14 protein-coding genes are annotated in these 12,613 nt (G+C 55.6%); 2 read left to right on the top strand and 12 right to left on the bottom strand.

What is annotated here, in order from left to right; genetic code table 11:
• The first annotated feature begins 6 nt into the window (after positions 1 to 6).
• Positions 7 to 849, top strand: a complete 843-nt coding sequence (sseA, locus tag ACQ3G7_RS00285) for a 3-mercaptopyruvate sulfurtransferase (RefSeq protein ID WP_430888426.1) — start codon at positions 7 to 9, stop codon at positions 847 to 849.
• On the top strand, positions 850 to 1,620 hold the full coding sequence (locus tag ACQ3G7_RS00280; protein WP_430888425.1) for a MurR/RpiR family transcriptional regulator: 771 nt from the start codon (positions 850 to 852) through the stop codon (positions 1,618 to 1,620).
• 29 nt (positions 1,621 to 1,649) lie between these two features.
• On the opposite strand, the gene ACQ3G7_RS00275 is transcribed toward ACQ3G7_RS00280, so the two are convergent.
• From ACQ3G7_RS00275 to trmJ, 12 genes are all read right to left on the bottom strand, one after another.
• Positions 1,650 to 3,638, bottom strand: coding sequence for a M48 family metalloprotease (locus tag ACQ3G7_RS00275; protein WP_430888424.1), 1,989 nt, complete (start codon positions 3,636 to 3,638; stop codon positions 1,650 to 1,652).
• Between the two features lie 158 nt (positions 3,639 to 3,796).
• Positions 3,797 to 4,573, bottom strand: a complete 777-nt coding sequence (gene sseB, locus ACQ3G7_RS00270) for an enhanced serine sensitivity protein SseB (RefSeq protein ID WP_430888423.1) — start codon at positions 4,571 to 4,573, stop codon at positions 3,797 to 3,799.
• Positions 4,574 to 4,652: 79 nt separating this feature from the next.
• Positions 4,653 to 5,939 (bottom strand): aminopeptidase PepB, encoded by a 1,287-nt coding sequence (gene pepB / locus ACQ3G7_RS00265; protein WP_263099783.1) that lies wholly within the window; start codon positions 5,937 to 5,939, stop codon positions 4,653 to 4,655.
• Positions 5,940 to 6,001: 62 nt separating this feature from the next.
• On the bottom strand, positions 6,002 to 6,202 hold the full coding sequence (iscX, locus tag ACQ3G7_RS00260) for a Fe-S cluster assembly protein IscX (RefSeq protein WP_061493707.1): 201 nt from the start codon (positions 6,200 to 6,202) through the stop codon (positions 6,002 to 6,004).
• A 1-nt stretch (position 6,203) separates the two neighbouring features.
• The gene (gene fdx, locus ACQ3G7_RS00255; protein WP_039079657.1) at positions 6,204 to 6,539 is read right to left on the bottom strand and encodes an ISC system 2Fe-2S type ferredoxin; all 336 of its coding nucleotides are present in this window, start codon (positions 6,537 to 6,539) and stop codon (positions 6,204 to 6,206) included.
• Position 6,540: 1 nt separating this feature from the next.
• Positions 6,541 to 8,391: a Fe-S protein assembly chaperone HscA gene (gene hscA / locus ACQ3G7_RS00250; RefSeq protein ID WP_430888422.1), complete on the bottom strand. Its 1,851-nt coding sequence runs from the start codon at positions 8,389 to 8,391 to the stop codon at positions 6,541 to 6,543.
• A 16-nt stretch (positions 8,392 to 8,407) separates the two neighbouring features.
• Complete coding sequence (gene hscB, locus ACQ3G7_RS00245) at positions 8,408 to 8,923, bottom strand: co-chaperone HscB (protein WP_430888421.1); 516 nt, start codon at positions 8,921 to 8,923, stop codon at positions 8,408 to 8,410.
• A 72-nt stretch (positions 8,924 to 8,995) separates the two neighbouring features.
• On the bottom strand, positions 8,996 to 9,319 hold the full coding sequence (iscA, locus tag ACQ3G7_RS00240) for an iron-sulfur cluster assembly protein IscA (RefSeq protein ID WP_017459009.1): 324 nt from the start codon (positions 9,317 to 9,319) through the stop codon (positions 8,996 to 8,998).
• 17 nt (positions 9,320 to 9,336) lie between these two features.
• On the bottom strand, positions 9,337 to 9,723 hold the full coding sequence (iscU, locus tag ACQ3G7_RS00235; RefSeq protein WP_007370804.1) for a Fe-S cluster assembly scaffold IscU: 387 nt from the start codon (positions 9,721 to 9,723) through the stop codon (positions 9,337 to 9,339).
• A gap of 29 nt (positions 9,724 to 9,752) precedes the next feature.
• Entirely contained in the window at positions 9,753 to 10,967 is a 1,215-nt protein-coding gene (gene iscS, locus ACQ3G7_RS00230; RefSeq protein ID WP_430888420.1) for a cysteine desulfurase, read from the bottom strand.
• A 119-nt stretch (positions 10,968 to 11,086) separates the two neighbouring features.
• Entirely contained in the window at positions 11,087 to 11,578 is a 492-nt protein-coding gene (iscR, locus tag ACQ3G7_RS00225; RefSeq protein WP_061493703.1) for a Fe-S cluster assembly transcriptional regulator IscR, read from the bottom strand.
• A gap of 218 nt (positions 11,579 to 11,796) precedes the next feature.
• Complete coding sequence (gene trmJ, locus ACQ3G7_RS00220; protein WP_430888419.1) at positions 11,797 to 12,528, bottom strand: tRNA (cytosine(32)/uridine(32)-2'-O)-methyltransferase TrmJ; 732 nt, start codon at positions 12,526 to 12,528, stop codon at positions 11,797 to 11,799.
• Positions 12,529 to 12,613: the final 85 nt, after the last annotated feature.

Here is a 12,613-nt window from a genome sequence, read left to right as displayed (position 1 = left end):
GCAACCATGTCTACCTCGTTTTTTGTCGCGGCCGACTGGCTGATAGAACACAGCGATGATCCTGAAATCCAGCTGATTGACGCCCGTATGGCGCCCCCGGGACAGGAACATCGTGACCTTAAAGCGGAATACCGCGCCGGGCATCTCCCCGGTGCGGTATTTTTTGATATTGAAGCCCTCTCCGATCACACCTCTTCCTTACCGCACATGCTCATCCGCCCGGAAGCGTTTGCTGTCGCGATGCGCGAACTGGGCATTAGCCAGGAGAAGCACCTTGTGGTCTACGATGAAGGCAACCTCTTCTCTGCCCCGCGCGCCTGGTGGATGCTGCGCAATTACGGTGTGGAAAAGGTGTCGATTCTTGCCGGCGGCCTGGCGGGCTGGCAACGCGATGCCCTGCCGCTGCAAAAAGGCGATGTGGCGTTGCCGGAGTCCGATTTTAACGCCAACTTTGACCCCTCCGTGGTGAAAAAGCTGACGGATGTCCTGTTAGTCAGTCACGAAGGAACAGCACAGATTGTCGATGCGCGCCCGGCACCGCGTTTTAATGGCGAAATGGACGAGCCCCGTCCGGGGCTGAAACGCGGTCATATTCCCGGTGCGAAGAATGTGCCGTGGGGCGATCTGGTGACGGAAGGCGAGCTGAAAACCACCGATGAACTGGCCGCCATTTTCCGCCGCCAGGGTGTGGATTTGCATAAGCCGATTATCGCCAGCTGCGGTTCAGGCGTCACTGCGTCGGTGGTGATTCTCGCGCTGGCAACTCTGGGCGCGGATAACGTCACGCTGTATGACGGCTCCTGGAGTGAATGGGGCGCACGCGACGATTTACCCGTAGAACCGGCGTAAATGGATAACCGACTTGCGCCATTGCTGACGCGCGGGGAGTCACTGACCCGCGCCGAGTACCGCGTACTGGCGCACCTGACGGAGCACCCGCTGCTGGTAGGCAACATCACCGTGCGGCAACTGGCGCAGGCCACGTATGTCTCCACCGCCACCATTATCCGTCTGTGCCAGAAACTGGGCTTCAGCGGCTTTAGCGAATTTATCTGGCACTGCAAACAGCTTTTATCCGATACGCCGCACATTGCGGATCAACGCAGTGAAGGCAGCGTTGAACTACCGGCGCTGTTTCAGCAGTTTCTGGCGAATTACCAGCAAACTTTTCAATGGGTGACGACAGAAAAGCGCAGCCAGTTCGCCGCACTGCTGCGCGACAAAGAGAGTTTCTTTCTCTATGGCGCAGGTTTCTCATATTTGTTCGCGGAGTATTTAACCAAGAAGCTACAGGTGTTGGGCAAGACGGCGTTTATCTCCGGTCCGGGTGACAGCCGCAATATCTTTCTCAGCAATGCGTCGCGCTATCAGGTGTTTATCGCCGTATCGCGCAGTGGTGAAACCGAACAAGTGCTGGATAAAGCGCGGATCGCGCACACCGTCGGCATGACGGTCGTCGCGTTTACCCGCGCGTCTGCGAACTCACTGGCCGCGCTGGCAGATATCCATTTCGCACTCTACGACGAAGCAGTGCATTTCGCGGCGGAAGCGGCGGGGATCACCTCGTTTGAATCCAACCTGGTGCTGTTGATGGATTTATTGCTGCTGGAGGCAACATAGAGTGAAAAACACCGGGTCTGCCAGTCCGGTTAGAGATCGTTGAGCGTCTGCCGCGCCCAGGCTGCGCCAATGTATTCGCGGATACGCGTATGCAACTCGCCGAGGGTGATGTTTTCTCGCGCCTCGCCCTGTGTCATCCCGCCAGGGATCGTGATGATGACTTTGCGCTTTTGCGTATCAAAAATGAAATTATGCACAAACCGCCCGACAATACATTCCGGCGGCTGATATCCCTCAGTCCAGTACAGCTCGATGCAGTTCTGCCCGCGAAACTTGCTGACATGGGTCGCTTCAATCTTCGACAGCGCCAACGGCGCACTGAGCTGATAACTCTCAATCGCTTGCGGGTGCAGAGTCAACAAGGGTTGCCGTACGCGTTGATACATCGCCCAGGCACCCAGCGCCAAAATTAGCGACATCGCTGCCAGGCCGCCCACCACAATATCAAACTGCAGAAAAGTCAAACCCCACAGCCTGTTCAGGATAAACAATACGCATGCCGGGAAACCCACTATCATCGCCAGCGCAATGTAGCCCCATACATTGCCTTTTTTCAGCGACACCACGACGGCATCACTGGCCTGTGCAGCCATCTCTTGCAACTGCTCCAGGTAAGCATGATGGTTGGCATTCAGTTCATCGTTGACTTGTGCGGTGAGCGCCCGGCAAAGTGCCGGGAAGTCAGGCAACAGATGATGCAGCCAGAGATAATCGGCTTCATTGACCTGACGTGAAGCCCGCATCAGTAACACATTATCTGGCGGTACATTCAACTGCTTAAGGCGCTCGCGCACCGTCGGATGATGATCGGTTGGGTGCGATAACTTCCGTCCCAACGCCACCTCGGCGTTCAACGCCCCAAGCTTATAAAGCCCCGAGTAAAGCGTGTTAACCAGATTGGTGGTACTCAGTTTGCGATCTAAAAAACGCTGCATGGGCACCGCCAACTCAATATCCAGCGTAGTGCAGCGTAGCAGCGATGAGGCCAGCGCCTGAGGCGTGCTGGTGCGTGCGCCAGCGGCATCCGCCGCCAGCTCTCGCATCCGACTCCAGCCACTGACCGTTTCATCAAACCGGCGATAAAACCAGACGCCAATATGCACCGGGGGAGACAGCGCAATCCGCTCGAACCAGCCACAGAATTTCAGGTTTTGATAAAAATGGTCGAGGCTACTTTTCATGCCGGAATAAAGCCCGGCAAAATGCAGTGTGTATGCGGTGTCCTGGCCGGAAAAATGCCCCAACTCGTGACCAATAACAGCCGCAATTTCGTCTTTATCCAGAAAGGCGGCAAGCGTCACGGGAAAATAGAGTGTGTTACCTGTCAGGCGTTCGCCCTTTTCCAGTTGTACTGGCAACGTCGTGACATAAAATCCCTGAAACAATCCCACAACAATATTATCCGGCATGATTGCCTGGCCACGCTGTGCCAGCTCTCTGACCCACCGCCAGAGTGCGGGTGCATCCTGCTCCGTCATGGCAATGCCAAAAACGTTCCGGTCTTGCGGTTGAATTTTCGCATAGCATCTTTTCAGCAGAAACAGACTACTGAGCACCATAAAAATCAACCAGCCGGTAACCAGTAACAACACGCCGAACAGCTTAATATTCAGCGGGGTGGTTTGTTTAATCGTTAACAGCCACAATAATTCATACAGCAAAACAGACACTACCGCGAAACCCATTGCCGTCATCAGCGCAGCCATAATCAGCGGCAACATTTTCCGGCAGAGGGTAAAGGCGCGAATTAACTGTCCGGTCGATATTCTGGCTTTGCGTACGCTATAAAGACTTAATACCACAGCGCAAGCGCTTGCAAACAGTGCGATGGCGGAGAGAGTGGCGGATACGCCCGCAACGTAGCGGCGTGACAGCGGCATCAGAATATTGTGCGAAGCAGTGCCCCACTCAATAACAACCCAGGCATCGCTGTCGCTGATTCTGGAATATTGCCAACAGGACCAGATGAATAACAGCAGCGGAATGCCGAAACAATACAGCAGGCTTTTTTTATCCATAAAAATGAACCACAAATCAACGTAGCGTAAACGATAGCACCCGCTTTCCGGCCATAAATGTGTTTATCAATAAAAAGAAGTCAGGGTGCATAATGGAGAGTAACAATAACCCTTAGCCAGCAAAGAGAATAAGCGGCGCACGCGGCGCCACCTGATCATTAAAGAATGCGGTTGGTTTTAAAATCGCGCAGGAAGCTGCCCCAGCGGCGTTCATAGAAAGGGGTAATGTGCGCCAGCATAAAGTGACTAATCCCCTTTTCACCTTCGACCACCTGGCAAATATCGATAGGTTCATCGCCCGGCAAGGTATCCGTCGCTACGCTGCCCGCCGCGTGAATAATCTCTTCGATATCCCCTTCCGCTTCAATACCGATCAACAGGTTCGCCTGCTCATCAGCTTTCTCTTTTATTGAACAGAGAAAAGCGCGTTTCACGGTTTTGATGCTTTTAAACAGCGTGGTCAGGGAGTCCACCATCTGCGCTGGCGGTTCCGCCACTTCAGACAGCAGCAACGCGCTACCGCCCTCCAGCACTTCCTGCTGGCTTAACGGGCTACCCTCTTCACCGACCAGGTGACTGATTTCGCGTGGGGTAAACTCTTTGCCTGTCGGCAGTTTGGCGTTGAGAAACAACGTTTCCCCCAGCGTCATCTCAAACAGCGTGCGGGCGGGCATCACCACAAACGCTTGTTCATCTTCAACGGCCTGTTGCAGCGCTTCCAGTGAGGTAAAGAACGGGATCACCGATGTTCCGTCATCTTTTTCCCAGTGCTGCAAATCCAGCGCGCTATCTTCAACAATCGCTTCACCTTCCGCCGCGGTTCCCGGCACCCATACGGTGGAGTCCAGCAGCGTGCGGAAAAACGCCGGACGATACGCCGGCTCGGTCGCCGCCTGCTCCAGCAGGGTTTCTAATTCGTTTTTGGTTTCCGACATACAAGTTCCGAAAAATTAACCCTCACCCCGGCCCTCTCCCAGGAAGGGAGAGAATCAGGGCGAGGGTAAAAGTAAAATATTACTCAGCCGTTAACAGATTCGCGAGCGTGCGCACACCCAGGCCCGTTGCCCCTGCCGCCCACTGTTCTACCGCTGCTTTCCGGTAGGTGGCGGAACAGTCGATATGCAACCAACCCTGCTGATAGTTTTCCACAAAGTGCGACAGGAAACCGGCAGCGGTGCTCGCGCCAGCCGGGAAGGCCGCGCTGGCGGTATTGTTCAGCTCGGCAAAGTTCGACGGCAGCTGGCTGCGGTGGAACTCCGCCAGCGGCAAACGCCAGAACGGTTCATTCTCGGCGGTAGCACTGTTCAGCAAGCGGCCCGCCAGCGCATCGTCAAAGCTGAACAACGCGTGGTAATCGTTGCCCAGTGCGGTTTTCGCCGCGCCTGTCAGCGTTGCCGCATCAATGATCAGTTCCGGTTTCTGCGCGGAAGCGTCGATCAGGCCATCGGCCAGTACCAGGCGCCCTTCCGCATCGGTATTCATGATCTCAACGGTTTTACCGTTACGGTAGTGGATAATATCGCCCAGTTTGAAGGCGTTGCCGCTGATCAGGTTGTCGGCGCAGCAGAGCCACAGTTTGACGCGTTTGTTCAGGCCGCGATTAATGGCGAAAGCCAGCGCACCGGTGACCAGTGCCGCGCCGCCCATATCGGATTTCATTGAATCCATAAACGCGCTCTGTTTAATGCTGTAACCGCCGGAATCGAAGGTAATGCCTTTACCGACCAGCGCGGCAAACACCGGCGCGTCCGGGTTACCGGTTGGGTTATAGTCCAGCGCCAGCAAAACGGGCGGACGTTCGGAACCCCGACCAACGGTATGCAAGCCAAGGTAGTTCTGCTCACGCAGATCTTCACCTTTGGTGATGCGGTAAGAAACGTGGTCGCCACCGACACTGTGCAGCAGATCCACCGCGCGCTGCGCCAGTTGTTCCGGACCCAGCTCTTCCGCCGGGGCATTGATGGTGTCGCGTACCCAGTCAATGACTTTCAGGCGGCTATCCAGCTCTTTCTGCTCAGCCTCATCAAGCGCCGCCCACTCCACTTTGCGCGTGCCTTTCGGCCCTTTGTAACCCGCCCAGAACGCCCAGCTACGATCGGCATTCCAGCCCTCACCGCTCAGTGCAACGTGCTTAATGCCCAGGCCGTCGACTTTACGCGCCGCACGCTGGATAAGCCCCAAATCGTCTTTCCCGTTCAGGTGCAGAGCGATGCCGTCATTATTGATGCTGTACGTCGCTTTTTCACCCCAGCGCGCATCAGCAGGTTGCGTGGTTAACGTAATTTTCATGGCTTCTGTCATTGTATTTATCCTTATTAGCGCATTCGTGAAAACGGGCCGCCCGAAGGCAGCCCGTTAGATGATTACGATGCTTCGTCTAACCAGACTAGCAGAATCGCTTCGAGAATTTTTTCATTCGATGCATTCGGATCATCATCAAACTCTTCCAGTTCGCAGATCCACTGATGCATATCGGTGAAACGAACGGTCTTCGGATCCAGATCCGGGCGACTGTCATACAGCGCCTCGCCGATTTCACGGCTGTCGGTCCACTTCAGCCCCATATCAGTGCTCCCGCGCGTGGTTGATGGTGTAACGCGGGATCTCAACCACCAGATCTTCATCGGTGACGCGCGCCTGGCAGCCTAAACGGCTTTCCGGCTCCAGACCCCAGGCTTTATCCAGCATGTCGTCTTCGTCTTCACTGCTTTCCGGCAGAGAGTCGAAGCCCTCGCGCACAACACAGTGGCAGGTGGTGCAGGCGCAGGATTTTTCGCAGGCGTGTTCAATCTCAATGCCGCCGCGCAGGGCGACATCAAGAATGGTTTCACCGCTCTTCGCTTCCAGAACTGCGCCATCCGGACAGAGGTCCTGATGAGGCAGAAAAACAATTTTAGGCATATTAAACCTCGTCGACGGAATGGCCTTTCAGCGCGGTACGCACGGATTGGTCCATGCGGCGGGCGGCGAATTCCTGGGTTTGTTTATCTACATTTTTAATGGCTTGTTCTATCGCGCCGGTATCATCGCCCCCGGCAACGGCGCGCAATTGCGCCACCGCCTCGTCGATAACCGCACGCTCTGCGGCGCTTAACAGCGCGGCGTCAGCGGCGAGCGCACCGGACAAACTTTCCAGTACACGCGCGGCTTCCACTTTCTGTTCTGCCAGCATACGTGCTTTCACGTCCTGCCCGGCAAAACTCATGGAGTCTTTGATCATGTCGGCGATTTCGCCATCGGTCAGACCGTATGACGGTTTCACCTGAATAGAGGCTTCCACCCCGGTGGATTTCTCCATGGCGGTCACGCTCAGCAGACCGTCGGCATCCACCTGGAAGGTAACGCGGATATGCGCGCCGCCAGCGGGAAGCGCCGGAATGCCCCGCAGCGCGAAACGCGCCAGAGAGCGGCAGTCCTGCACCAGTTCACGCTCACCCTGCATCACATGGATGGACATCGCAGTCTGACCATCTTTAAAGGTGGTGAACTCCTGCGCGCGCGCGACCGGAATAGTGGTATTACGCGGGATCACTTTCTCCACCAGGCCGCCCATGGTTTCAAGCCCGAGCGACAGCGGGATCACATCCAGCAGCAGCATTTCGCTGTCCGGCTTGTTGCCGACCAGAATGTCCGCCTGAATCGCTGCGCCAATGGCGACAACTTTATCCGGATCGATCGACGTCAACGGCGTGCGGCCAAAAAACTCACCCACACGTTCGCGCACCAGCGGCACGCGGGTTGAGCCGCCGACCATCACCACTTCCAGCACCTCTTGCGCTTCCACGCCCGCATCTTTCAGCGCGCGGCGGCAAGAGAGCAGCGTACGTTTCACCAGCGTTGCGATCAGATCGTCGAACTGTGCGCGCGTGATCACGCCCTGCCAGCCCGCCACATCGACAGCGGCGCTGTCGGCATCGCTCAGCGTAATTTTCGCGGCAATGGCCGCATCCAGCAGTTCACGCTGCAGGCGTGCATCGCTGCGATCGTCAAGCCCCGCCTGCTCGCGAATAAAGTCCGCCAACAGGTGGTCAAAATCATCGCCACCCAGAGCTGAATCACCGCCGGTGGCCAGTACTTCAAACACCCCACGACTAAGACGCAGGATGGAGATATCAAAGGTGCCGCCGCCAAGATCGTACACGGCGATCACCCCCTCTTTGCCCGAATCCAGACCGTAAGCAATGGCTGCCGCGGTAGGTTCGTTCAGCAGGCGCAGCACGTGCAGACCCGCCAGACGTGCGGCGTCTTTTGTGCCCTGACGTTGTGCGTCATCAAAATAGGCAGGGACCGTGATCACCACGCCGTCGAGATCGCCAGACAGCGTCTGTTGCGCGCGTTCAGCAAGGGTTTTGAGGATATCGGCAGAGACACGAATCGGGTTAACCAGACCGGCCTCGGTGACAATCATCGGCAGGCCGTTTTCGCTGGGCTGGAACTGCCATGGCAAATGCGGGTAGCGCGCCTGGATGTCCGCGAGGCTACGGCCCATCAGGCGTTTTACCGAGCTGATGGTGTTGAGCGGATCCAGCGCGGCGTTGCGGCGGGCGTCATAACCCACACTGTGGCTGTCCGCCTGGTAGTTCACCACGGAAGGGAGTAAATGGCGACCTTCGCTGTCGGCCAGCGTTTCCGCCTGACCGCTGCGCACGGTGGCAACCAGCGAATTGGTGGTGCCAAGGTCGATGCCCGCCCCCAGGCGACGCTGATGCGGTGCGGCGCTCAGGCCGGGCTCACTGATTTGTAATAAGGCCATTGTTTGCTTCCAAAAATTAAAAACCGAGCAGTTTTTCTTCGAGTTGTTCTGTTGCGCTGCGCAGTTTATCGAGAAAACGCAGTTTACGCACGGTATCCGCCGCTGCGTCCCACGTTTGAGTATCTAACTGTTCTACCATTAACTTATGGCGCGCGTCGTACATCCCTTTCACGCGCGTCTGGAAAGCTTCCAGTCGCGTTGCATCTTCCGCACGCTCAATCTCGTCCAGCTCTTCGCGCAGCTCCAGTTGCTCCATCAAAAAGGCGGTATCCCGCACCGTGTGCTGCTCGGAGGCTAAATCAAACCCATGTAAGGACAACAGGTATTCGGCGCGCGTCAGCGGGTTGCGTAATGTTTGCCAGGCCTGATTAATGGTGGCAGATTGCTGCACGGCGGCAAGTTGCTCAGCCTGCGGCTGGCTGGCAAAGCGGTCAGGATGAAACTGACGCTGTAGATCCTGGAAACGTGTCGCCAGCGCCTGCGTATCGAGTGGGTAATGGGCTGGCAACCCAAAGAGGGTGAAGTAATCCATAACAGTTCCGGGTGTGCAATCGAAACAAACCCCACGCACAGAGGCCTGCGGTGGGGTCATCAGTGATGGCGATTAAACGTTGAAGCTTTCGCCGCAACCGCACTCATCTTTCACGTTCGGGTTGGTAAATTTGAACCCTTCGTTCAGGCCTTCTTTGACGAAGTCCAGTTGAGTACCGTCGAGGAATTGCAGGCTTTTGCCGTCGACCACGACCTTCACGCCTTTGTCTTCAAACACCGTATCTTCTTCATTCGGCGCATCAACAAATTCCAGTACATAGGCCATACCAGAACAACCGGAGGTTCTGACCCCCAGACGCAGACCAAACCCTTTACCGCGGTTGGCCAGGAAGGTATTGACTCGCGCGGCAGCACTGTCGCTCAGGCTAATGGACATGACAACAACCTCCTGCCTTATTTCGCTTCTTGTTTGCTTTTGTAATCCGCGATGGCGGCTTTAATCGCATCTTCCGCCAGAATGGAGCAGTGAATTTTCACTGGCGGCAGTTCCAGCTCTTCGGCGATATCGGTGTTTTTGATCGCCTGTGCTTCGTCCAGAGATTTGCCCTTCACCCATTCGGTCACCAGCGAGCTGGAGGCGATGGCGGAACCGCAACCGTAGGTTTTGAAACGTGCGTCTTCGATAATGCCTTTATCGTTCACTTTGATCTGCAGTTTCATCACGTCGCCGCACGCCGGTGCGCCAACCATACCGCTGCCGACGCTATCGTCGCCATTGTCAAAAGAGCCCACGTTGCGCGGATTTTCGTAGTGATCGATTACTTTTTCGCTATAAGCCATTCTAAATTCTCCTGTTTGCGCAACCGTTATTAATGATGAGCCCATTCGATAGTGGTTAAATCCACGCCCTGTTTGAACATGTCCCACAGCGGGGAGAGTTCGCGCAGACGACCAATGGATTTACGCACCAGAGCGATGGTGTAGTCGATCTCTTCTTCGGTGGTAAAACGCCCTAAAGAGAAACGGATGGAGCTGTGCGCCAGCTCATCATTCATGCCCAGCGCGCGCAGCACGTAGGACGGTTCCAGGCTTGCAGACGTACAGGCAGAACCAGAAGAAACAGCCAGGTCTTTCAGCGCCATGATCAGCGACTCGCCTTCAACGTAGTTAAAGCTGACGTTGAGAATGTTCGGCGCGCCGTGCTCCAGGTCACCGTTCAGGTAAACTTCTTCGATATCGTTGATGCCGTTCCACAGACGGCTACGCAGCCCGCGCAGACGCTCCATTTCCGTCGCCATCTCTTCTTTGGCGATGCGGTAGGCTTCACCCATACCGACGATCTGGTGAACAGGCAGGGTACCGGAACGCATACCGCGCTCATGACCGCCGCCGTGCATTTGCGCTTCAATGCGTACACGCGGTTTACGTTGTACGTACAGCGCGCCAATACCTTTTGGTCCGTAGATTTTATGGCCGGAGAAGGACATCAAATCCACTTTCAACTGGCTCAGGTCGATAGGCAGTTTACCGACGCTCTGCGTCGCATCAACGTGGTAGATAATACCGCGCGCACGGCACATTTCGCCGATGGTTGCGATGTCCTGCACGACGCCGATTTCGTTGTTCACATGCATGATGGATACGAGGATGGTGTCTTCACGCATCGCCGCTTCCAGCTCTTTCAGGTCGATAATGCCGTTGCTCTGCGGCGCCAGGTAAGTTACTTCAAAACCTTCGCGCTCTAACTGGCGACAGGTATCCAGCACGGCTTTATGTTCGGTTTTGCTGGTGATAATGTGCTTGCCTTTTTTCTGATAAAAGTTGGCCGCACCTTTAATCGCCAGGTTGTCGGATTCGGTTGCACCGGAAGTGAAGACGATCTCACGCGGATCGGCGCCAACCAGCTCAGCAATCTGATTACGGGCAATGTCGACTGCCTCTTCAGCTTGCCAGCCAAAACGGTGTGAACGGGAAGCAGGGTTACCAAAGGTCCCGTCCAGGGTCAGAAACTGCATCATTTTCTCGGCAACACGCGGATCCACCGGCGTGGTTGCGGAGTAGTCGAGATAAATCGGTAATTTCATTGCTCTTTAAACTCCGTACATCGCTCAAATGCAAGGAATCAGGCAACCGGCTGGATGTACGACCGTGTTAACAGGGCACATAACTGTGCCCTGGCCCGATTCTGAATACTGTTTTTTTATTATGCGCGCAGTTTAACGTCGATAGCGTCTTGTGCGCGGGTCGTGCGATGAGATTCGTGGGAGTGCTGTCTGCCGGAGACGTCGAGGATTTCCTGGTTATTCACCAGTTCGCCCAGCGTGATGTTATTTAAAAAGTCGGTCAGACGGTCACTCAGATCGCGCCACAGCGCGTGGGTCAGGCACTTATCGCCGCCCTGGCAGCCGCTTTTACCCTGGCAACGGGTCGCGTCCACGGATTCGTCAACGGCGCTAATCACTTCGCCGACGGCAATGCTGCCCGCTTCTTTACCCAGCAGGTAACCGCCGCCCGGGCCACGTACGCTGGCCACCAGGCCATTCTTACGCAGACGGGAGAACAACTGCTCCAGATAGGAGAGTGAAATTCCCTGACGCTCTGAAATATCGGCCAACGGAACCGGGCCTGATTCAGAGTTGAGTGCAACGTCCAGCATTGCGGTCACGGCATAACGCCCTTTAGATGTCAGTCTCATGTCTTACTAGCCTCAGACTCGCCCCTGCCCGGGGATTATTATTAAAATGTTAATGTTGCATAGCAGTCGCAAGTCTGACATTCCTGACTAAATTGGTCAACTATTTAGTTGACTGTTTTAGTCAGGTATTTGTCGTTTCGTGCTGTGGTGTTTATGACCCGATGGCGCGCCTGCTTTTCTGGTCTACGAGTCAGATAAAGCAAAGCCGCCGTCCAGCGCTATTGCTTTTGGTTCTGCTCAATGGACGCCAGAATGCCGCGCAGGATATTCAGTTCCTGGCTTTCCGGACGTGCGCGCGTGAACAGACGTCGCAGTTTATTCATCACCTGGCCAGGATGGCTTTCGCGAATAAAACCGGTTGCCAGCAGCGTTTGTTCCAGGTGCCCATAAAAGCGCTCAAGATCGTCCACCAGCGGGTACGGCGTCTCTTCATGATCAGTGGTCGGGGCATCGCTTTCCTGCGTTGCCAGCCAGGCCATGCGCACTTCATAAGCAATCACCTGCACCGCCATCGCCAGGTTCAGCGAACTGTATTCCGGATTAGCGGCGATGGCGACGTGGTAGTGGCATTTTTGCAGTTCATCGTTGGTCAGACCTACGCGTTCACGGCCAAAGACCAGCGCAACCGGCGCATGCTCCGCCTCGGCAACGCTTTTCAGACCACATTCACGCGGATCCAGCATCGGCCACGGCAACGTACGCGAGCGTGCGCTGGTGCCAACCACCAGGCTGCAACCGGCCAGTGCTTCATCCAGCGTATCGACAATGTTTGCATTGCCAATCACATCGCTGGCGCCTGCGGCGAGCGCAATAGCCTGAGAGTCCGGTTTAACCAGCGGATTAACCAGCCACAGATTGGTTAACCCCATTGTTTTCATCGCGCGGGCAACGGAGCCCATATTGCCAGTGTGAGAGGTCTCCACCAGCACAATTCGAATATTTTGCAGCATAGATTTTCAACGGCTAAAGAATATTTGCGCATATTACCATAAAGCGAAGACATAATCCGAATTCGCTGCTATCATACGCGCCGTT

Source organism: Kosakonia sp. N21 (assembly GCF_050587465.1).
Taxonomy (GTDB): Bacteria; Pseudomonadota; Gammaproteobacteria; order Enterobacterales; family Enterobacteriaceae.
Note: the sequence above shows the minus strand (reverse complement) of the source record. Positions and strands in the feature narration are given on the sequence as shown.